22 protein-coding genes are annotated in these 21,341 nt (G+C 40.6%); all 22 read right to left on the reverse strand.

The annotated features are described in order from the left end of the window. Positions 1–133: 133 nt before the first annotated feature. Complete coding sequence (locus tag DET59_RS16420; protein WP_044336344.1) at positions 134–673, reverse strand: ReoY family proteolytic degradation factor; 540 nt, start codon at positions 671–673, stop codon at positions 134–136. Positions 674–813: 140 nt separating this feature from the next. Next, positions 814–2,073, reverse strand: coding sequence for a tetratricopeptide repeat protein (locus DET59_RS16425; protein WP_113970698.1), 1,260 nt, complete (start codon positions 2,071–2,073; stop codon positions 814–816). A 34-nt stretch (positions 2,074–2,107) separates the two neighbouring features. Continuing rightward, positions 2,108–2,878, reverse strand: coding sequence for a hypothetical protein (locus DET59_RS16430; protein WP_181778206.1), 771 nt, complete (start codon positions 2,876–2,878; stop codon positions 2,108–2,110). Positions 2,879–3,135: 257 nt separating this feature from the next. Continuing rightward, entirely contained in the window at positions 3,136–4,428 is a 1,293-nt protein-coding gene (gene aroA / locus DET59_RS16435; protein WP_113970700.1) for a 3-phosphoshikimate 1-carboxyvinyltransferase, read from the reverse strand. Between the two features lie 12 nt (positions 4,429–4,440). Then, positions 4,441–5,544: a prephenate dehydrogenase gene (locus DET59_RS16440; RefSeq protein WP_113970701.1), complete on the reverse strand. Its 1,104-nt coding sequence runs from the start codon at positions 5,542–5,544 to the stop codon at positions 4,441–4,443. Between the two features lie 77 nt (positions 5,545–5,621). Beyond that, the gene (gene hisC, locus DET59_RS16445) at positions 5,622–6,722 is read right to left on the reverse strand and encodes a histidinol-phosphate transaminase (protein ID WP_113970702.1); all 1,101 of its coding nucleotides are present in this window, start codon (positions 6,720–6,722) and stop codon (positions 5,622–5,624) included. Positions 6,723–6,724: 2 nt separating this feature from the next. Next, positions 6,725–7,126, reverse strand: a complete 402-nt coding sequence (gene aroH / locus DET59_RS16450) for a chorismate mutase (RefSeq protein ID WP_113970703.1) — start codon at positions 7,124–7,126, stop codon at positions 6,725–6,727. A 76-nt stretch (positions 7,127–7,202) separates the two neighbouring features. Continuing rightward, entirely contained in the window at positions 7,203–8,285 is a 1,083-nt protein-coding gene (gene aroB / locus DET59_RS16455) for a 3-dehydroquinate synthase (protein ID WP_113970704.1), read from the reverse strand. A gap of 3 nt (positions 8,286–8,288) precedes the next feature. Beyond that, on the reverse strand, positions 8,289–9,461 hold the full coding sequence (aroC, locus tag DET59_RS16460; RefSeq protein ID WP_113970705.1) for a chorismate synthase: 1,173 nt from the start codon (positions 9,459–9,461) through the stop codon (positions 8,289–8,291). 214 nt (positions 9,462–9,675) lie between these two features. Continuing rightward, positions 9,676–10,449 carry a CheR family methyltransferase gene (locus DET59_RS16465; protein ID WP_113970706.1) on the reverse strand — a complete coding sequence of 258 codons (774 nt, stop codon included), beginning with the start codon at positions 10,447–10,449 and terminating at the stop codon, positions 9,676–9,678. Between the two features lie 146 nt (positions 10,450–10,595). After that, positions 10,596–11,042 (reverse strand): nucleoside-diphosphate kinase, encoded by a 447-nt coding sequence (gene ndk, locus DET59_RS16470; RefSeq protein WP_034758349.1) that lies wholly within the window; start codon positions 11,040–11,042, stop codon positions 10,596–10,598. Positions 11,043–11,144: 102 nt separating this feature from the next. Continuing rightward, entirely contained in the window at positions 11,145–12,107 is a 963-nt protein-coding gene (gene hepT, locus DET59_RS16475) for a heptaprenyl diphosphate synthase component II (RefSeq protein ID WP_113970707.1), read from the reverse strand. A gap of 27 nt (positions 12,108–12,134) precedes the next feature. Then, positions 12,135–12,836 (reverse strand): demethylmenaquinone methyltransferase, encoded by a 702-nt coding sequence (locus DET59_RS16480; RefSeq protein WP_113970708.1) that lies wholly within the window; start codon positions 12,834–12,836, stop codon positions 12,135–12,137. A gap of 6 nt (positions 12,837–12,842) precedes the next feature. Further along, positions 12,843–13,676: a heptaprenyl diphosphate synthase component 1 gene (locus DET59_RS16485; RefSeq protein WP_113970709.1), complete on the reverse strand. Its 834-nt coding sequence runs from the start codon at positions 13,674–13,676 to the stop codon at positions 12,843–12,845. Between the two features lie 204 nt (positions 13,677–13,880). Then, positions 13,881–14,102 (reverse strand): trp RNA-binding attenuation protein MtrB, encoded by a 222-nt coding sequence (gene mtrB, locus DET59_RS16490; RefSeq protein WP_034758340.1) that lies wholly within the window; start codon positions 14,100–14,102, stop codon positions 13,881–13,883. A 13-nt stretch (positions 14,103–14,115) separates the two neighbouring features. Next, entirely contained in the window at positions 14,116–14,682 is a 567-nt protein-coding gene (gene folE / locus DET59_RS16495; protein ID WP_113970710.1) for a GTP cyclohydrolase I FolE, read from the reverse strand. Between the two features lie 227 nt (positions 14,683–14,909). Further along, positions 14,910–15,182, reverse strand: coding sequence for an HU family DNA-binding protein (locus DET59_RS16500; RefSeq protein WP_169213765.1), 273 nt, complete (start codon positions 15,180–15,182; stop codon positions 14,910–14,912). Positions 15,183–15,814: 632 nt separating this feature from the next. Beyond that, a complete protein-coding gene (spoIVA, locus tag DET59_RS16505) occupies positions 15,815–17,293 on the reverse strand; it encodes a stage IV sporulation protein A (protein ID WP_113970711.1) in 1,479 nt (492 codons plus the stop codon). Positions 17,294–17,546: 253 nt separating this feature from the next. Further along, positions 17,547–18,257 carry a hypothetical protein gene (locus DET59_RS16510; protein ID WP_113970712.1) on the reverse strand — a complete coding sequence of 237 codons (711 nt, stop codon included), beginning with the start codon at positions 18,255–18,257 and terminating at the stop codon, positions 17,547–17,549. Between the two features lie 31 nt (positions 18,258–18,288). Next, a complete protein-coding gene (locus DET59_RS16515; protein WP_181778207.1) occupies positions 18,289–18,489 on the reverse strand; it encodes a DUF2768 domain-containing protein in 201 nt (66 codons plus the stop codon). 356 nt (positions 18,490–18,845) lie between these two features. After that, positions 18,846–19,892 (reverse strand): NAD(P)H-dependent glycerol-3-phosphate dehydrogenase, encoded by a 1,047-nt coding sequence (locus tag DET59_RS16520; protein ID WP_113970714.1) that lies wholly within the window; start codon positions 19,890–19,892, stop codon positions 18,846–18,848. Between the two features lie 16 nt (positions 19,893–19,908). Beyond that, a complete protein-coding gene (gene der, locus DET59_RS16525; RefSeq protein WP_113970715.1) occupies positions 19,909–21,219 on the reverse strand; it encodes a ribosome biogenesis GTPase Der in 1,311 nt (436 codons plus the stop codon). Between the last annotated feature and the right edge of the window lie 122 nt (positions 21,220–21,341).

A 21,341-nucleotide genomic window follows, 5' to 3' on the forward strand; every position in this document is an offset into this window, starting at 1 on the left:
TATCACTTTATAACACTCGTTTAAAAGCGATTTCACTTTTTTAATAGTATGCTCCATAAACCTTCTTCCTATTTATCTGAACCTGCAAATAAAGCTCGAATGAAGAGATGTACCTTTCTCTTCATTCGAGCTTTTAGCTTAAGCTATTCAATTCTTTGGTTAATTTCTTGAAGGATTTTTCATCACCGGTATCAAGAGCCTGATCTATGGCCTTTAGCAATCGATCACGTTGAAAGGTTTGCAAACTGTCTTTGAGGAATTGTTCGGCAACAATCCTGTCTTTTTCATTAATCAAAAGATACTTCGGCATAAAAGGGTTTTCTTCAAGTACTGCTGCAAATTGATAACTTGAATTTGCCTTACTGAAGTTCAATTGAATATAAATATCTTCGTCCTTATTTAATCGAATATCGTGAAATGACTTCTCCGCATCAGTTGTCATGATGTTCTCTTTATAGAATCGGAATGGCACATCCTCAACACAATGCGTGGACATCACAAGACCTCTTGGACAGTACTGAGATTCTTCAACAAAATGAACTTTTTTCATTAATTGATCATGACTCATCAGATAATTCAGTATCCACACACATTCTCTTCTTTTTAATTGATATCGGTTTAAAAACCAGCGAATAAATTCTTTCTTCTCGTTGACAGAAACAGGGGTGGTCATGGTTTTCCCTCCTCTGCAGAATCCTTTTTAGTTTAGGTCCGTTTTCCTTTTGACATACAGCTTAAAAACGTTAGCAACTCTAAGGTGATTTCATGTTTACACGCCAGCCAAATCCCTTTGTACCACCGACGTCGTTTCGTTTAGTCTTGTAATCTTTCAATCAGGTCCTGCCACTCGTCATTTGAAGGATCCATTTCAATCAGGTGTTTATATACTTCTACCGCTTCACCTCTGAGTCCTTCTTCTACTAGAAATTGTCCGTACTCTAGTAAAAACTCTTGATGATTCTTAAAGTAAGTATATGCAATACGGTATTGTTTTAATGCATGATTAAATTGTTCAAGCCCCTCATAGGCCTTTGCAAGATCCCAGTTGATTTGCGGCTCTTCTTCCCCTTCAACCTTAAGCATCTGGGCGATCTCCAATACATCCTCAAATCGATCTTGCGTAAAGAACAATTTATTTATGACTAAAGCTGCTTCAACATAACCTGGATCTAAGGCTAAAGCTTCTCTGAAAAATGTCTCTGCCTCTTTTTCCAGCCCAAGCTTTAAGGAAATTTTCCCACCAAACAAATTCAGCTCCTTGTTGTATTCATCCTGTTTTACGCCCTCTTGAATGGTTTCCAGGCTTTCCTGCAGCTTTTCTTCATGTTCATAGGATCTGGCTAATAATAAATACACCGAATGATATTCCGGATCCAGCTCTTTTACCGAAATAAACTTTTCTATGGCTTTTTCATAGAATCCAGCCTGATATGCAGTAACGGCATATCCGAATAGTGTATTGATTTCCAGGTGATCTTGAAGAGCTTTTTCGTAATGTGTCAATGCTTCTTCAAAGGCTCCCCCTACACTATAAGCTTCAGCTAACCTTTGATGGACATTGGTTCCACCCAGCTCAGTCGTGCCTTTCTGAATGAGGGCATGATAATGTCTTATCGCTTCCAGGAACCTGCCTGTTTCAGAGTATAATTCCCCCAGGCCGAAATCAATGACAGGCTCATCTGGTAATAACTTCTTGGCTTGTAAAAGCTTCTGTTCACTAACTTCAAATAAACCCTGCATTTGATACAGATCTGCCAAAAGGAGCAATGCTCTTGGATATGTGGGGTCTTCTTCATCCAATTGTGCGAGTTTGTCTATCGCCTCTTCTTCATTATCCATCTCCACCATCACTTCTGCGAGCTCGATCAGGAGTTCTCCCTCTCCCGGGTAATATTCCAGCAGATTTTCATACAACTCTTTTGCTTCCTCAAGAAACCCTAAATGGTGTAATTCTTCAGCCAGGCTGAATTTTTCTTCATGACTTCCAAACTCCAATGCTTGCTTATACTGTTTCTTTGCTTCGTCCAATTTCCCTTCTTCTAATGAAGATAACATTCGTTCAGCGTATGACATGGTCAATCCCTTTCTATAAAAAAGCTAATAGTCTTTAAATAAAGTACCCGGGTGTTTGAATGAATAGTTCTTCACCAGCACCAGGATAATAATAGCCTCTATTATTTAAGTAAAAACATTTTCCTTTATTCATTGTACATTTTAGCACATGTTGGTCAGTTTTAAATGCAGAGGGCTCAGCACCATTCTCACCTTCGATATTCATATAGAGGTTATAACTTATTTCTCCACCCACCAAAAAATTTCCTCTAAGGGGATATATTCCAATTTTCTTCAGTTCTTTAAGCCTCAATGGTTCTTTTTGCGGGATTTCATTTGAAAGATGAGGAATTTTCTCGTTTTCCATCGTATTTTGCCATATTTTAAGATGCTTCATTTTTGTTTTTATGTCTATATTTGTCGTAAAAAAAGGGACAAAAGTAATAGGATAATCATATAAAAATCCTTTGATCCATCCCCAGCGAATTTTCTTGAATAGATCTATTTCATTAATGTCAATCCAGACAACGGGAACTTTATGTCTTTTACACGACCGAATGACTGCAGGGGTAATAAGATTTGCGGATGTTTTTAACCCAATCGTGTAATCAAGAGGACTATTTAACAAGGACGTTTTGCGTTCATTCAATTTAGCTAAGAATTCGTATTCGTACCCTAATGTAAATGCCGTCAGGACAGTAGTACAACCTTTGTGGATAAATTCATCCAGGTAATAATTCTTTATTGAAAGAAAATCAGTTCCTTCAGGCACCTCTAAATCACACATTACATGTCCGGGAGTCATCATGAAAGATGAAACATCCATCCTCATGTACCGATAATAAGAAAACCTGTCTCTTATGGCCGATATTTTATCGTCTTTAACGAGTAAAGAAGTTTGAGTGATCTTGGAATCTTTAACCCAATTCGCGTTTTCAATAATATACGTACTCAAATCACCATCACCTTCCTTTATAGACAAGCTATGAAAGAAGGGATGAAATCATGCTATGCAATCATATAAAAGGAGAGGTGTTCGGGCTAAACCATAGTCCGAACACCTCCCAAAAGGAATCATGTACATTATTTCTTTAACAACTTGTTTATATGCTCAAAGAAAGTTGGATACGATATGTTCACTGCATCCGCACCTTCAAGAATAACGTCAGAATTTGTTATTAAAGAAGCTACAGCCAGAGTCATTCCAATCCGATGATCTCCCCAGGAATGGACCTCCCCACCGTGCAATGGCGTTTTGCCTTCGATGATCATGCCGTCCTCAGTTCCTTGAATGTCAGCACCTAGGTTTCCAAGCTCTTGTACAATGGCATCGATCCGATTTGTTTCCTTAACCTTTAACTCCTGTGCATCCTTAATGATCGTCTTTCCCTTTGCCTGGGAAGCTAACAAGGCGATAACAGGTATCTCATCAATCAACGATGGGATCAGGTCTCCACCAATTTCAATTCCCGTAAGATCTGAAGATTCCACCAGGATGTCCCCTATCGGTTCTCCAGTTTTTGAACTCTCCATTATTTCTATGGATGCCCCCATCTTCTTCATCACTTCAACAATCCCCACACGGGTTTCATTAAGACCGACATTTTTCAGGAGCACTCTACTATTCGGCACAATCGCAGCGGCTACCATAAAGAAGGCTGCTGAGGAAATATCCCCGGGAACATAAACTTCAGTTCCTTTTAACACCTGACCGCCCTTTACCTTGATTGTATCTCCATGCCTTTCAATATGGCCACCAAATTCGATAATCATTTTTTCTGTATGGTTTCTTGTTTTTTCAGGTTCTTGAATTTCAGTTGTACCTTCGGCCTGGAGCCCTGCCAACAAGAGTGCTGACTTCACCTGTGCACTCGCTACAGGCAATGTGTATTTAATCCCTTTGAGGTCACCCCCGCGGATTGATAAAGGAGTATAGTTGCCTTCTGAACGACCGTCTATTTTAGTCCCGAACTTTTTCAATGGTTCTGTCACTCTTTTCATTGGGCGTTTCGCGATCGAGTCATCTCCAATAAGGATTGAATGAAAAGGTCTCCCTGCCAATATCCCCATAATAAGACGAGTAGTGGTACCTGAATTACCCACATCCAGAATGTCCTGTGGTTCTGATAAATGATCCCAGCCTTCACCTGAAACAATCACTTCCTCATCTGTTACTCTGATATCGACGCCTAACTTACGGAAGCACTCAATCGTGCTTAAACAATCCTCTCCCATAAGAAAATTATGTATAACGGTTTTCCCTTCCGCAACTGAACCAAACATAACAGCCCGGTGTGAAATAGATTTATCCCCAGGAACATTGAGTTCCCCATTAAGACCTTTTTGGGGGTTCATTAATTTCTTTTTTCCTTCCATCCTTATCACCCTTTACCCTAAGAATAATTCATAACCCGTATTTTCATTTAAGCAGTGTAAAGCCCTTTCTCTATCTTCAAGTGTTTGAAAGCTGATGACTAATACTCCGTAAATATCTTCTCTCGTTTCCAGGATTCTTATGTTTGTTAAGCTTATGTTTTCACCGGCAAGGTAAGCAGTAACCTCAGAAATCACCCCTGGATAATCAGGAACATCAACAAATAAGTCATAGAACGAAGGGATGGCCCCTTTTTCCTGAATGGGAAGATCATCGCGAAACGTTTTCGCTTCTGTGAAGTAATCAAAGATTCCCTGTGAGTCCTTCTCTTCAATAATGGTGATGACTTCATCCATCTCTGTTTTCCACTGTTTGAGAAGCGAAAGCAAAACCGCTCTGTTCTGAAGCGTAATATCCTTCCACATCGTCGGGTTAGAAGAGGCAATCCGCGTGATATCACGGAATCCTCCAGCAGCGAGCCTCCGCAAATAAGGGTGCTGTACAGATGACTCTTTCGCTTGATGAACAAGAGATGCCGCTACAATATGTGGAAAATGACTGATCGTACCCGTTAATTCATCGTGCTCCCTGGGTTCTACAATCAGAAATTTGGCACGCGTTCCTTTTAGCCATTCTTGAAGTTCTTCTACTTTTTCACCAGTAGCACCAGAACCTGGAGTAAGCATATAGAAGGCATTTTCAAATAAGATTTTTTTAGCTGCTGCTACACCGCTTTTATGAGAACCTGCCATTGGGTGTCCACCAATGAACTGAATTCCTTTAGTAGTCAGTTCTTCGGAGCACTTCATAATTTGTTCTTTTGTGCTCCCCGTGTCGGTAATGATCACTGTTTCTTTTAACGCGAAAGATTGAAACTGTGCAATGATCTTTTCAGTTTGAAAAACTGGTGTAGAAATAATGATGAGATCCGCTCTTTCAGCAGCAGACTGTAAAGATAGTGACATTTCATCGATAATTCCCAGTGATCTCGCCAACCTTAACTCTTTATGATTAACATCATGTCCAATGATTGTAGCATCGGGGTGATCGCTCTTTATACAGAGTGCTAATGAGCCTCCGATTAATCCCATCCCAATGACCAATACCGTCCCTTTCATGATTGTCCCCCTCAGTTGATTTGAAAAAAGTCGGAAAGGGCTCAAAATACTAAGCCGTTCCGACCATCCATTCCTTTTTACACTTGCTTTTGAAGGTCTAAAAATTCCTTCATTCTCTCAATAACCTCTTCATTTTGTTCATGAGAGCCGACCGTTACCCTCACAGAATGAGGATATCCCAGGGCCTCTCCGGACCGTACAATGAATCCCTTACTCATTAAGTATTGAAACACATCATCACCGCTTACACCGAAATCGATTAACACGAAGTTTGCTTGTGATGGAATATAATTCAGGCCGTGTTCCTCGCAGAACTGGTAATACTGCTCCAGTCCTTTGCGATTTTGCTCCCTGCATTCTCTAATAAACTCCTGGTCCAGAACGGCTGCGGATGCGGCTCCCTGACCTAAAGCATTATTATTAAACGGTTCACGGATCGGCTCTAACTTCCTAATCACATCTTCATTCGCAATTCCGAATCCTACTCGAAAGCCGGCTAATCCGTAAGCCTTTGAGAAAGTACGAGTAATCAATAATTGTGGGTACGATTTTAATAATTCCAATGAATCATAGTAATCACCGGCCACAACATATTCATAATAGGCTTCATCCAATACGACTAGTACGTGTTCAGGAACCGCATCCAGGAAGGAGATGATCTCTTCACTGCGAATATATTCACCTGTTGGATTATTTGGTGAACAAAGCCAAACGACTGAGGTCGTTTCATCAATTTCAGCAAGCATTTTGGTTAACTGATGTCTACCGGCTGAATCAAGGGGAACTTCTCTTATTTCCGCTCCTTCAACAATGGCATTGTGCTTATACTGAGGGAAAGTCGGCGTAGCCATAACCGTGCTCTTATCACCATCTAATAATGCTCTTGAAATCATCTGAATCACTTCATCCGAGCCATTCCCGAAAAGTAACTGTCCAGGGTCCACAGATAGCTGCTCTGCCACCTTCATTCGCAATTCCTTCGCATAGCCGTCGGGATAAATCGCATGTGAAACAGCATTCGTCTTGAGAAAGGTTTCAACGTTCTTTGAACATCCAAATGGATTTTCATTCGAAGCAAGCTTCACTACTTTCTCGAGATTGAATAGTTCTTTCACATCATCCATCGTTTTCCCGGGCTGGTATGCTTTAAGATTTTGAATCTGAGATCTCCACTTCATGCTTACCTTCCTTTCAGGTCGTTTTCATTTGAAATAGGCGGGGTATCTTTCAAGTCAGGACGCAGGCTGACTGCATTTTTCATATAAATATGTTGGATGTCTTTCTGAGGTGTAGATGTATTTAAATGAATCATCACTCTAATACAATATGGCAATGCATCAGGGACATCCAACTCCTGCATACACATGACAGGAACATATTTCCACTCTTCAAACCTTCTTAATGCTTTTGCCGGAAATACACTCCCAATGTCACTGGTGGCAGAAATAAACACAGATGCAACATCCTCTGCCATAATATTATTATGTAAAATCATTTCCTTTAAGAGACTTTCAGTTGAAAGGAGAACTTCCTTATCATTATCACAATCCGCTGTAGTGGCGCCTCGAACTCCCCTGATCATTCTTCCACTCCCTTTTCTCCTGTTATTAAACACTCTCTTTTTGTACTTGCGGGTTTTTATTAATCCAGAGTACGTTTTACAACTGGCGGATAAACTCATCTGCCCGTCTTAAATCATCTACAGATACCTTCACCATTAATGGCTCGCCAATATCCTTCAATAACACAAAAACAGGATGTCCATATTGGGATTTCTTATCATGTCTCATTCCCTCATATAATGTTTCAAATGTGATATGAGATGGAATGTTTAGATTGTAGCCAAGTGTAGTGACCCATTTGATAAATTCAAGTAGATTAAATGAAAGTTCGCAGTACTGTTCACTAAGATACAGAGCAAAGATCATCCCGATCATAACCGATTCACCATGTGTGCGACTTCCGTATCCGCTGGCACTTTCTACAGCGTGCCCATACGTATGTCCAAAGTTTAAAAAAGCTCGTATATTCGACTCTCTTTCGTCCTTTGAAACAATATCCCCTTTTACACGTATCCCTTTCATTAGGCAATCCGTTAAAAATTGTTTATCCATTTTTTCCGGAGAATGGAACGAATGCATTAATTCTTGTAAAAAGGATCGATCGGATAAGAAAGCATGCTTGATCACTTCTGAAAATCCTGATAGCACTTCAGTTCCAGGCAAAGTTGTAAAGTAATCTAAATCAAAAAACACACCTTCAGGCTGATAAAACTGCCCTACCATGTTTTTGCCAAGGGGATGGTTAATCGCTACCTTCCCGCCAACAGCACTATCATGAGCGAGAATCGTTGTCGGGACACCTATGAAGGGGATCCCCCTCATATAGGTGGAAGCGACGAAACCAGCGAGATCTCCGATGGCTCCGCCTCCGAATGCTATCACAAGGGCTCGGCGATCGACATGATTAGAAAGACCGTGGGTGATGGCACCCTCATAAATGGCGAAGCTTTTGGCGTGTTCTCCTTTAGGAGCCAGATAAGTCGTTACGTCAAATGATTCACTTAAAATTTCTGAGAAAGCTGTTCCATGAAGGTTGAAGACCTCTTTATCCGCAATGATCCACAGTTTAGATACTTGCGGGAAGGTCTTTTTTATAAAAGATACAATTTCATTCGTCATTTCCACTCCAATTTTCACATCATACGTTTTGGAAGCAGTTTGAATGGTTACCCGTTTCATTCATTAATACTCCTTGGACTCTTGACGTTGTCTATTGATATCTTCATGGAGCTTATCGAATTGATCACTATGGAATTGTTCCACGATAGCAGAAGCAAGTTCCCACGCCACTACGGCCTCTGCCACTACGCTTGCAGCCGGTACCGCACAGCTATCGGATCTCTCGATACTTGCTTTAAATGGTTCCTTTGATTCGATATCCACGCTTTGTAATGGTTTATACAGGGTGGGGATAGGCTTCATGACTCCTTTTACACGGATCGGCATGCCTGTCGTCATACCGCCTTCAAAGCCGCCTAATCGATTTGTTTTACGGTAGTACCCCTGTTCTTCACTCCAGGCTATTTCATCATGCACTTCACTACCCGGCTTTCGCGCCATTTCAAATCCCAAGCCGAATTCGACCCCTTTAAATGCATTGATACTCATGACGGCCATGGCAATCTTCGCATCAAGCTTACGATCATAATGGACATAGCTACCGACTCCTGAAGGCATCCCTTCAACGATGACTTCAACCACACCACCAATGGAATCTCCATTATTTTTCGCTTCATCTATTAAGTCCATCATTTTCTGTGCAGCTTCTTTATCCAGGCAACGGACCGGAGAATCTTCTGTTATATCTCTTAGTTCATTTATAGAATCGTAGTGTAGTTTCTCTGCTTTAATTCCACCAATTTCAAGAACATGACCTACAACGTCGATACCTAATAGCTTTAGTAGCTTTTTCGCGACGGCACCTGCAGCAACTCTTACAGTGGTTTCTCTGGCTGATGACCTTTCTAATACATTCCTAAGGTCCCTATGTCCATATTTCATACCACCGACAAGGTCTGCATGTCCTGGTCTTGGTCTTGAAATCTTTCTCTTTACCTCTTCTTCTTCTCCAGGCTCCAGAGGTTCGATGCCCATCACTTTCGTCCAGTGAGTCCAGTCTCTATTCTCCACAACCAGTCCTAAAGGAGAACCCAGAGTATATCCATGTCTCACTCCTCCAACAATCGATGCCTGATCTTTCTCAATCTGCATCCTCCGCCCCCGGCCATAACCTTTTTGCCTTCTTGCCAGATTATCATTGATATCCCCTGCTTCTAAAGGCATTCCTGCAGGCAGCCCTTCAATGATGGTCGTTAATTGCGGTCCATGTGATTCTCCAGATGTTAAGTATCTCATTCACTTTCCCCCTTCAACTCGTTAAAGAATTATGTACCAATATAACATAGAATTCAGATCATTTCCTAGCCCTTACGTTTAAAAAATTTTCTAAAAACCTCTCTTATATAGAAAAAAACGATGTAACCCGACATATTTGGACTTTTAAACTGTATCGTTTCTAAAAAAGCAAGCGTACAGCCGTCCAGTAAATGTAAGATCAACATCGTAAATTTTAGATTTTTTTATAGAAGAATGTGTCTTCTGTCTCGAATCCGTATTGGGATGGGTTGAAGATTTGTTCGGTACTCCCGACAAAAAGCACACCGCCGGGTCTCAGAGAGGCATTGAATTTTTTATATAATAGGTTTTTTGCTTCCTCCGTGAAATAAATTAACACATTTCTGCAAACAATCAAGTCGTAATTCCCCTCAAATGGGTCTGACAGCAGGTTCTGCTGCTTGAAAGTCACGTTTTTGCTGATCTCTTCATTCAATTTGAACAAGGCGCCTTCCTGAGTGAAATAACGGGCTTTCATTACGGAGGGGACCTCATTCAGCGATCGTTCAGGGTAGAGACCGTTCCTTGCACGTTGAATGGCATTTTTATCGATATCAGTCGCGGTGATGGTCCGTCCTGAAAGAGTCATGTGTTCCGACAGCATCATGGCGATCGTGTACGGCTCTTCCCCCGTAGAACAAGCTGCGCTCCATATATTAAGTGATTTGTTTTCCTGTAGAAGTCTGGGAAGGATTTTAGTCTCGAGAACTTCCCACCGTTTGTAGTTTCGATAAAACTCTGAAACATTGATCGTCATTCGATCGAGAAACTCTTCCATTTCTTCGATGTCACGATTCAGCTTACTGAAGAATTCTTGAAAACTCCCGAAGCCCTTTTTTTCATACAGTGCCGTTAATCTCCGTTTCATTTGAGCTTCTTTGTACAGGGAAAGATCAATTCCCGTTTTTCTTTTTATCCCTTGAATAAATTCCAGATAATCATTTGACATAAGGACCCACTCACTTTGCTACATTAAAGGTATAAGACTATATGTATTATATCGAACGCTATACAGAAAAGTTAAATCCTATTCAATAGAAAAGGCAAGTCGCCTTATCACGACTTGCCCTAAAAAGATTATTTGTTTAACAGGTATTAATAAACCCACTCGTTCATTAATTTAGAATACTCTACCAGTTCTTCTTCTTTGAAGAATAAGCCGATTTCTCTAACAGCGCTTTCGGCAGAGTCAGATCCGTGGATGATATTCTTTCCGACTGTCAAGCCGAAATCACCGCGGATTGTTCCAAGTGCAGCATCCTTAGGGTTTGTTGCTCCCATCATTCCACGAGCTGTCGTGATAACGTTTTCACCTTGCCAAACCATTGCAAATACAGGTCCAGATGTAATGAAGTCAACAAGCTCTCCAAAGAATGGTCTTTCCTTGTGCTCACCGTAATGCTCTTCAGCAAGCTCATTTGAAATGCTCATCAGCTTTGCCCCTACTAATTGAAAGCCCTTTTTTTCAAAACGTGATACGATATCACCGATTAACCCTCTTTGTACGCCGTCCGGTTTTACCATTAAAAATGTCTTTTCCATCTTCCCCACTCCTAAATATGTATGTATAGAAGTCCTAAGGACATCCCACGAAAATAGTAACACTGATTGGGGGTTTTGGCAACGTTTCCATTTTAAATTTTCTTAATATTTTCTCTTGCCAATAAAGTTTGCGATATTCTTCAATGTTTTCTTCACGCGGTTGTATGGGAGATGATTCAGATCTTCCAACGCTCTGTCTAAGTACATTCTACTTAGCTGATGGGATCGATCTATGGCATCGGTCGCTAAGATGGACGAAATGATTTCTCTCATCTCTTCAGGAGAAGTATATTCATTCACTCTTTCAATCTTCGTTTTAAGTTCAGGGTTTTCCATCGCATATAAAATCGGAAGGGTGATATTACCTTGCCACAAGTCACTGCCGGCAGGCTTACCCAGTTCTTCCTCACTTGCAGTAAGATCTAAAATATCATCTGTAATCTGAAAGCTCATTCCTACATTATAACCAAATCGGTATAAGCGACGATGAATTTCTTCAGGGGCACCGGAAGAAATGGCACCGATCTGGCAGCTTACAGCAATAAGCAGAGCCGTTTTCCGCTTGATTCTAAGGAGGTAATCCCTCAGATTTTGATCAAATCGATATTTATCTTTTATTTGAGCGATTTCACCCTTACATACTTCAACAATGGTGTGTGAAAGTATTTGATGTGCTTCAGGCGCTTTAATATTCGTCATATACTCGAGAGCTCGTGCAAAGATGTAATCTCCGGTGTACATGGCAATACGATTGTCCCATTGAGCTTTAATCGTTGGCTTTCCTCTTCTTAACTCTGCATCATCGATCACGTCATCGTGAACAAGGGATGCCATATGAATTAACTCCAAAGCCACTGCTACATTTTTCACAATGTTAATATCATATTGTCCGAATTTTGCAGAGAGCAAGACAAAAACAGGTCTGATTCTTTTACCACCTGCTTGCAGAAGGTGAAGGGATGCCTCTTGTAAAAGTTGTGATTCTGACTCAATCGCAACTTCCAGTTCCTTTTCAATTTCATCAATATCCGTTTTTAGAAACGAATACATCCTGTTTAGCTTCATAGTTTTTCCACCTAATTTACGAATTTCTTACTTTCTGCCTGAATGCATGGCAGCCACTCCGCCACTATATGGTTTCACATGTATATCTTTAAAGCCGGCTTCTTCAAACATATCAGCAAGCTCCTTCATCCCCGGGAAATCTCTGGCTGATTCCTGAAGCCATGAATATTCATTAAAGCTCTTGGCAAAGATCTTGCCGAACAGTGGCATCACGAAACGAAAGTATGCGTAATACATCTGTTTGAAACCGAGCATGGTTGGTTGAGAGGTTTCAAGGCAAACAGCCATCCCTCCTGGTTTCACTACACGATTCATTTCTTTTAAGACGTGGAGGTAGTCCGGAACATTCCGTAAGCCAAAGCCAATCGTGACATAATCAAAGGTATTATCGTCAAAAGGCAGCTCCATTGCATTTCCATGGATCAGCTCAATGTTGTTCAAGGGGGATCGTTTCACTTTCTCTTCACCAATAGAAAGCATATTTTGGCTGAAATCCAGCCCCACTACCTTGCCCGTTTCTCCGACTTTCTCTCCTATCGCTAACGTCCAATCCGCCGTTCCACAGCAAACGTCCAGTGCCTTTGAGCCTGGCTTCACATCCATATGCTTCATGGTATCTTTTCTCCACTTTTTATGCTGTTGGAAACTGATTACCGAATTCATCTTATCATAATTGGAATATATTTTTTCAAATACTCCGTGGACTTTTTGTTCTTTGGACTGCTGCATTTCGATTTACCCTTCTTCCGCATATAGTTTGGTCATAGGTTCAGGCTCAGCATAAGGTAATAGCTCTACAATCAGCTTTTTAAAATATGGTGTTACCGGTTCTATGTTCTCTAACTGTGTTTGAATGGTTTTCTTCGTTGAGGAAATTAATTTATCCACCCTTGAAAGCAAATGTCCGGACTCTTCTTTCGTTAGCTTTAAAGATGGTGTTTCACTGGCTGATTCGAACGTTAAAGTCGACAACGCTTTTATAAAGCTCGTATTCTGTGAGTGCTCTATACAAATTCTTTCTTGAACGAGCTTCTTGTATAAAAGGGCTTGCTCTACAATCCGGATCCATTTGTCATCTTCAAAAAAACGAAAGAATTTTGAAACGATCGCTGATTCTCTTGTCCTCAAGCTTGACATTAGCCCATCAAGGTTTTGATGTTCCTCTTTATAAATGGAAATTTTGCTTTCGTTGATTTCTTTTATCGCCTTGGCTAATACTGCGATAAGATCCACATCATCTGTGTCGGCAAGGATTTTATAGTAAAGGCTGCTGAAGTATACTCCTGCAAGTACCGTAAGCTGCCTCTCTTTCAATGGATCAAGCTCAGAGATTGTAACCTTTTCATGGGTATCAAGGGCTATCTGCAATAGCATGGCAGTCGAAATCCACTGTACAACTTCTTTATTCAAGGTCCGTCCCCCACTTACAAAAGGAAGGAGCAGGAAATAAATCCGATCCCGATCAATGTAAGGCTGATCTATATACTCCTTTAAGTAAGAGTGATGCAACTGCTCTTCTATGTATTGATGAATGATATTCGCTTGATGGTTACAATCAATGAATTTCATACCCTTTAATCCCCATTTCTACTATGTATCGGTCTAAAAATTTCAGCAATAGATATTATACCATAAAATCCTCAACAATAGGGAATCAGTCTTGCTCTTGCCCTCCCTATTTAGCTTTAGTATAACAAAGGGGACGACTACGAAGTTCAACTACCCATAGTCAGTCCCACCTGTATCTTCTCTGGAACGTAAATGCCCAGAGGATTATTTCTTGTTATCACTTTCGACTTCACCGTAACTTGTAACGATGGTTGCTTTTCCTCTAACTTTAATCGCAGAGGTATGGTCTGTAAACTGAGCAATCATGACTTCACCTTTATCAAGCTTTTCTGAATGATGAAATCTGGTATCTGTCCCTCTTGTCAGCCCGATCACGTTCACACCATCTTCAATCGCCTTAATCACAATATAATCATTTGAATTCATCCTTAGCTCACTCCTAATTCTTTATAAAAGAAAGAACTTCGCTTCGTGCTTGAGGGTCTTCTTTAAACGAGCCCCTTACCGCAGTTGTCACTGTACTTGAACCAGGCTTCTTTACACCTCTCATTGTCATGCACATATGCTCAGCTTCAACCACTACCATTGCACCATAAGGCTCAAGGGTTTCCATGATCGTATCAGCCACTGTCGAAGTGATTCTTTCTTGCAGCTGAGGTCGTTTAGCAACAGATTCAACGGCCCTTGCCAGTTTACTAAGTCCGGCCACTCTTCCGTTTCTGGGAATATATGCTACATGAGCTTTTCCGTAGAAAGGTACCAAGTGGTGTTCACACATCGAATAAAAAGGAATATCCTTCACAAGCACCAGTTCTTCATGCTCTTCACTGAATATTGTTTCAAAGTATTCTTTCGGATCGTGACCGATTCCCGAAAATACTTCTGCATACATTTTCGCCACACGCTTTGGTGTATCTAATAAACCTTCTCTATTAGGATTCTCTCCAATAGCTTCTAATATTAATCGAACTGCTTCTTCTATTTGGCCATGATTGACTTGTGCCATTATGTTGTCCTCCTAAAATACTTAAAGAAATAGTAACATTGTTAATATTAGCACAAGCCTATAATGTCATCAAAGACTAGTGCTTTAGAAGTTTTATAATAATATAAAACTTCCTTTAAAGGAATAATACTTCGTACATATTTTAAGGAGAAATAACCAAACTATAAATGAATAGCAAAAAAGGCCGCATAAATATGCGACCTTTTCTATACGCTCAAAGTATGTAATTATTTTACAGCTTCTTTAAGCGCTTTACCTGGTTTGAAAGCAGGTACTTTGCTAGCTGAGATTTCGATCTCTTCACCTGTTTGTGGGTTGCGACCTTTACGGGCTGCACGCTCACGTACTTCGAAGTTACCGAATCCGATTAATTGTACTTTATCACCGTTTGCAAGTGAATCTTGAATTGTATCGAAAACAGCGTCAACCGCTTTGGTAGCGTCCTTCTTAGATAGCTCAGCAGCTTCTGCAACAGCATTGATTAGTTCTGTCTTGTTCATGCCATTCACCTCCTCCCAAGGAAATGTCTCAGTCATGATTCATTTACTTTAATATCATTAGTAAACAAGTTTAGCGAATTCTATACATAAAGTGTAGAAAAAACGCTTGAAAACGTTGCTGAATCAATATTCAACAACAATTCTGTTAAAAGATTATCACAATAGATTAACCTTAGCAAGAACAAATCAAGAAATAATGGGAATCTTTTCTTATTTGAAACACAAATGTAATAGAATCCCTTCAAAGCCCTTTATTCTTGCCGTCTATTCAACCTATCACTTCTTTTCGATGACTGCAACTAATACCCTCTCCTCATTGGGTACTCTATCTTACTTCCCAACCTTGAAATCCCTTAAACATCGACTCCCTTATTTTCATCTATAATGAATATCCATCAGGTTGCAAAGTCCTGAAATCCACATGGCCAAAACCTATATATATCAAGGTTCTAGAGCCTCCCTCTGCTTTTTTACACTTTTATCTTCCCAGCTACAAATTTATAAATATACAATGTGAAAATCAGCAATTAAAAGCAGGAATCTCACAAAAAAATTCAGAGGTTTAATATAAAAATGGAAGATTTCAAAGAAACAAAACAAAAAAAGACCCTCCTAAGAAGGTCAAAAGACATTTATAATATGATGGCGATCAATCCACCCGATCCCTCGTTGATGATTCTTTCCAACGTATCTTTGAGTTTATATCTTGCATTCTCAGGCATTAAGGAAAGTTTCGCTTGGATCCCCTCTCTTACAATGGAACTTAAGCTTCTGCCGAAGATATCGGAATTCCAGATGGATAGCGGGTCATCTTCGAAATCCTGCATTAAATAGCGCACCAGTTCTTCGCTCTGTTTTTCTGTACCGATAATCGGTTCGAACTTGGACTGTACATCCACTTTGATCATGTGGATGGATGGTGCTACTGCTTTCAAGCTGACTCCGAATCTGGAACCCTGTCTGATGATTTCCGGTTCATCCAGACTCATATCATTTAAAGAAGGCGCTGCGATGCCATACCCCGTCTGCTTCACCATTCTCAATGCATCTGAAACCTGGTCGTATTCCGCTTTTGCATGAGCGAAGTCCTGCATTAATTCCAGGAGATGATCTTTCCCGCGAATTTCCACCCCTACAATCTCCTTCAGTACTTCATCATACAGTTCGTCAGGGGCGTACAGGTCAATTTCTGCAATTCCTTGCCCCATATCAATGCCGGCAAGCCCTGCCCGTTCGATATGATCAAAATCACTGAAGTAATGAACAACACGATCCACATCCCGCAGTCGTTTAATATCCTTAACCGTTTCTTTCACAGCTTCCTGATAGTTCTGTCTTAGCCAGTGCTCTTCTTTCAGAACCATTACCCAGCTTGGAAGATTCACATTCACTTCAAGTACCGGGAATTCAAATAGTGCTTCTCTTAACACGTTGAGGACATCTGAGTCTCTCATGCTCTCCACACTCATGGCGAGAACTGGAATGTCATATTTATCTTGAAGTTTCTCTCTTAGGTCTTCTGTCTCAGGAGCATGAGGTCTCGCCGAGTTGATGACCATGATAAATGGTTTACCTACTTCTTTCAGTTCCTCAATGACTCTTTCTTCCGCTTGGATGTAATCTCCTCTGCCAATTTCCCCGATGGAACCGTCGGTTGTCACCACAACCCCGATCGTGGAATGTTCCTGGATGACTTTACGCGTACCGATTTCGGCCGCTTCATGGAATGGTATAGGCTCTTCATACCATGGGGTATTGATCATCCTGGGTCCATTTTCATCCTCGTACCCTTTAGCACCCGGGACCGTATATCCTACACAATCTACCAATCTAATATTCACTTCGAGGCCTTCATCGACGTGAACAGAGATGGCTTGATTAGGAACAAACTTCGGTTCTGTCGTCATGATGGTCCTGCCTGCTGCACTTTGGGGTAATTCATCCTGCGCTCTTGCACGTTCTGATTCACTGGCTATGTTAGGAAGGACCACAAGTTCCATGAACTTCTTGATGAATGTTGATTTTCCTGTTCTAACTGCTCCTACCACACCTAAATAGATATCTCCGCCTGTTCTTTCGGCAATGTCCTTAAATAGATCGACTCTTTCCAAGAGATTCCCTCCCATCTTATATTCCAGGGATGTTTCATCCGTGTATTCTGTCTCTCAATCTATATTTATGATGTTGTCCCAATGACTTATGACTATTAATATGCTTTTTTTCCCCCCTTATGATTAAAAGTATAAAAATTTATTATGTCTTTAGCATTTATGATCATTAGTTTTGATGAAATTTCCCTATAAAGGATGACATAAAAATAATAACCCTTCCCTTACAATATATTTTGTAAGGAAAGGGTTATGCCTATTTTGTCATAAAGACAGGTTCGTTATTTTCATCTACCGTATAAGGTAAAGAATAAGCTGGGACAAAAAAAGTGTCCTCAACAAGTAAATTCCGGATATCTTCACCAGGTTTTAGTTCTTTATCAGTCGATTTGATCTGTTCAAATAAGTCCATTGAGTAATCTACAAATATGTCACCGTCACCATTGATGACAAGGGGAAGGTTCTTGTTTGAGTAGGGGCTATTTACATACACTTCCCCATCATACCCCAGTTCTTTATAATTCAATGTATAGACATTATTGGCTACTTCCTCTTTAAATGGCGGGTAGCCTTGAGCTTCTATTCTGATTTTCAATTCCCTTATTTGTTCAGCCAGCCGCAGATCAAAAATCTTGACTTGAGGATCTTCCTCCACGTCAGTCAGAACATATTGAAAAACTCCACCATTTTCGAAAGCATTTCCTGGAATCTCCGCTAAGTACTGAGGTGAAAGCTTTCTGAAATCAATCGGATACTTCTGATAAATGGGTGTATCCTGGTCTCGGGTCTTAATTGGCAGCAACCCATTATTGTCCTTCTGATAGGTTACGACTGCATCTTGTACAGCCTTCACCTGCGTTTCATAAGGGATCTGGTTCTGACTAAGCTTTTCCTCAGGGTACATACATCCTGAAAGAATACTTATAGTTAAAATAAGAAGAAATGCAATTAAACCTAAGCGTTTCAATCTAAAAACGTCCTTTCAATCGGACCGCAACCTAATTGGTCGGTCCACTAAATACAATATAGATCATCATAAGTCCGCCGGCAATCATCATTATATATGCCATGAATGCTGTAATAAAACGCAGGAATCTCTGCTTGATCTTATACCTGCTAAAATAGATCGTTAATATGGCAAAAAACATGAATCCCATCGATGCAAACGAAATCCACATCTTCATCATTGAATCCATCATACATCCCTCCAGTTATCGAATGTATTATATCATAAGATTTTTACAAAAGAATAGAAAAGAATGGTTGTTCAATAATCTGTTACAAACCTCAAGATGTACCTATACGGACTTCCCCGGGCAGAGATTATCAAAAAAAAAGAGCTTCCCAAGTATTTTAGCATCATTGAACTGATGTCAAAATACTTGAGCTGCTCTAAACAAAGCGAGACCTACCCATCCATAGGCAAAGCTGTATATATTCATGACAGTGTATGCAACAGGGGTGTGGTTCGCATCCTCGAATGCCTATTATTCCAAGATTAATTCATTGTTTCGAAAGAATATTTAGTCATGCTTTCTATCGTAAAAGAATCAGGTTAATTTAATCGCTCTCCAAGAATGTTCACGAGGTCTTCCATTTCGTTTGTCTTTCCACGTCCCATTAAGTGGTCTACCGCTTCTTTCGCTTCTACTTTATTGAATAGCACATCATACAAAGCGTTGGTAATGGGCATATTCACTTCATACTTGTCTGCTAACTGATGAGCAGCTTTCGTTGTGCGTACGCCCTCTACGACCATCCCCATGTTGTCCAGGACCTCATCAAGGTTATGACCCTTACCGAGCATGTTTCCCGCTCTCCAGTTTCTTGAATGTACGCTTGTACATGTAACGATCAGATCACCGATGCCTGTTAAACCTGAAAATGTTAATGGGTTTGCTCCCATCTTGGTTCCCAGACGGGCTATTTCTGCAAGTCCCCTCGTTATAAGAGCGGCTTTTGCATTATCTCCATATCCCAATCCGTCTGTAATTCCGGCTGCAAGGGCTATGATATTCTTTAAGGCTCCACCGATTTCAACCCCCAGCATATCGGGATTCGTATATACACGGAAATTCATGTTCATGAATAAGTCCTGAATCTCTTCAGCAGCTTTCATATTCTTAGAGGAAACGGTCACAGTCGTCGGGTGTCTCAAACTCACTTCTTCAGCGTGACTGGGTCCAGACAATACCACCACTGTATGTAAGTTATCAGGGTCCATTTCCTCTTCAATCATCTCTGAGATTCTTAGAAGTGAATCAGGTTCAATCCCTTTACTCACATGAACAACGGTTAAGGGTGCACGTTGAACCTCTTGAATTTGACCCAATACTCCGCGGATCGCTTTCGTCGGTACAGCCAGAATGATCGTATCAACGCCATCTAAAGACTCACTAAGATCATGATAACCCTTGATGGAGTCCGGGAGCTTGACCTCTTTCAGGTACTTTTCGTTGGTATGTTGAGTATTAATTTCATCAATCTGTTCTTTTTTGTGTCCCCATAATCTTACTTCCAGTCCATTATCAGCCAGGACCATCGCAAGTGCCGTCCCCCAGCTTCCTGCGCCAACTACCGTTATTTTCTTTGAATTTTCCATTTTTACACCCACCTTATTATTTTCTTGCGCGAGCAATAATACGAATAGGAGTTCCTTCAAATCCAAATGCATCACGTATTCTATTTTCCAAGAATCGTTCGTATGAGAAGTGCATTAATTCAGGGTCATTCACAAATACCACGAATGTCGGAGGCTTCACAGCCACTTGCGTCGCGTAGTAAATTCTGAGTCGCTTACCATTATCTGTAGGGGTAGGATTCATTGCTACTGCATCCATGACTACTTCATTCAACACGCTTGATTGTACTCGTAGTGCATGATTTTCACTTGCCGTATTAATGATTGGCAGTAATGTATGAATGCGCTTCTTTGTTTTGGCAGATAGAAAAACGATTGGAGCATAATCAAGAAATTGAAAATGTTCTCGGATGTTCTTTTCCCATTTGTTCATGGTTTTCTCGTCTTTATCAACGGCGTCCCATTTGTTCACGACGATCACGATTGCGCGACCTGCATCATGAGCATACCCGGCAATTTTTTTATCCTGCTCGATAATCCCTTCTTCTCCATCAATGACAGCTAAGACGACATCGGAACGTTCAATTGCTCTAAGAGCTCTTAAAACACTGTATTTTTCAGTGGTTTCATACACTTTACCTCTTTTCCTCATGCCTGCAGTATCAATGATGACATAATCCTGTCCATCATACGTGTAAGAGGAATCAATGGCATCCCGCGTCGTTCCTGCAACATTACTCACAATCACACGCTCTTCTCCCAATAAGGCGTTAACCAGGGAAGATTTCCCAACATTCGGACGACCAATTAATGAAAATTTGATCACATCTTCTGCATAGTCCTCTTCTTCTTCTTGTTTAAAGTTTTTCACAACATCATCAAGAAGGTCTCCTAACCCAAGACCATGAGAACCTGAAATTGGATACGGCTCCCCAAATCCAAGGGAGTAAAAATCATAAATCATTTCTCTCATTTCGGGATTATCAATTTTATTAATCCCTAATACGACCGGTTTCTTAGAGCGGTAAAGGATCTTGGCTACAATTTCATCTGCAGCTGTCACCCCTTCACGGCCATTCGTTAAAAATACAATCACATCCGCTTCATCAATGGCGATTTCAGCCTGCTGCCTGATTTGATCGAGGAATGGTTCATTCCCCAGTTCAATCCCACCTGTATCTATAATGTTAAATTCATGAGTCAGCCACTCAGCAGAACTATATATACGGTCTCTTGTTACACCAGGTACATCTTCAACTATGGATATTCTTTCTCCAACAATTCTATTAAAGATCGTGGACTTCCCAACGTTTGGACGCCCTACGATTGCTACTACTGGTTTTGTCACGTTATTCACCCTTTCTGTAAGAAGGTTATCCTATTCTTACATTTCCTCTTTTTATGCCTTTTCAATCATCAATTGGAGCTATGCATAAGAAGGACTGGCCCTTAAGGTAATGTTTCCTTATG

Source organism: Rossellomorea aquimaris, assembly GCF_003315075.1.
In the GTDB taxonomy this organism is placed as follows: Bacteria; Bacillota; Bacilli; order Bacillales; family Bacillaceae_B; genus Rossellomorea; species Rossellomorea aquimaris_C.

Bases quoted from the DNA above. Each gene is read 5' to 3' on its own strand.
- DET59_RS16420 (WP_044336344.1), bottom strand. From the start codon at position 673: ATGACCACCCCTGTTTCTGTCAACGAGAAGAAAGAATTTATTCGCTGG.
- DET59_RS16425 (WP_113970698.1), bottom strand. From the start codon at position 2,073: ATGTCATACGCTGAACGAATGTTATCTTCATTAGAAGAAGGGAAATTG.
- DET59_RS16430 (WP_181778206.1), bottom strand. From the start codon at position 2,878: ATGGATGTTTCATCTTTCATGATGACTCCCGGACATGTAATGTGTGAT.
- aroA (WP_113970700.1), bottom strand. From the start codon at position 4,428: ATGGAAGGAAAAAAGAAATTAATGAACCCCCAAAAAGGTCTTAATGGG.
- DET59_RS16440 (WP_113970701.1), bottom strand. From the start codon at position 5,544: ATGAAAGGGACGGTATTGGTCATTGGGATGGGATTAATCGGAGGCTCA.
- hisC (WP_113970702.1), bottom strand. From the start codon at position 6,722: ATGAAGTGGAGATCTCAGATTCAAAATCTTAAAGCATACCAGCCCGGG.
- aroH (WP_113970703.1), bottom strand. From the start codon at position 7,126: ATGATCAGGGGAGTTCGAGGCGCCACTACAGCGGATTGTGATAATGAT.
- aroB (WP_113970704.1), bottom strand. From the start codon at position 8,285: ATGAAACGGGTAACCATTCAAACTGCTTCCAAAACGTATGATGTGAAA.
- aroC (WP_113970705.1), bottom strand. From the start codon at position 9,461: ATGAGATACTTAACATCTGGAGAATCACATGGACCGCAATTAACGACC.
- DET59_RS16465 (WP_113970706.1), bottom strand. From the start codon at position 10,449: ATGTCAAATGATTATCTGGAATTTATTCAAGGGATAAAAAGAAAAACG.
- ndk (WP_034758349.1), bottom strand. From the start codon at position 11,042: ATGGAAAAGACATTTTTAATGGTAAAACCGGACGGCGTACAAAGAGGG.
- hepT (WP_113970707.1), bottom strand. From the start codon at position 12,107: ATGAAGCTAAACAGGATGTATTCGTTTCTAAAAACGGATATTGATGAA.
- DET59_RS16480 (WP_113970708.1), bottom strand. From the start codon at position 12,836: ATGCAGCAGTCCAAAGAACAAAAAGTCCACGGAGTATTTGAAAAAATA.
- DET59_RS16485 (WP_113970709.1), bottom strand. From the start codon at position 13,676: ATGAAATTCATTGATTGTAACCATCAAGCGAATATCATTCATCAATAC.
- mtrB (WP_034758340.1), bottom strand. From the start codon at position 14,102: ATGAATTCAAATGATTATATTGTGATTAAGGCGATTGAAGATGGTGTG.
- folE (WP_113970710.1), bottom strand. From the start codon at position 14,682: ATGGCACAAGTCAATCATGGCCAAATAGAAGAAGCAGTTCGATTAATA.
- DET59_RS16500 (WP_169213765.1), bottom strand. From the start codon at position 15,182: ATGAACAAGACAGAACTAATCAATGCTGTTGCAGAAGCTGCTGAGCTA.
- DET59_RS16515 (WP_181778207.1), bottom strand. From the start codon at position 18,489: ATGATGGATTCAATGATGAAGATGTGGATTTCGTTTGCATCGATGGGA.
- DET59_RS16520 (WP_113970714.1), bottom strand. From the start codon at position 19,892: ATGGAAAATTCAAAGAAAATAACGGTAGTTGGCGCAGGAAGCTGGGGG.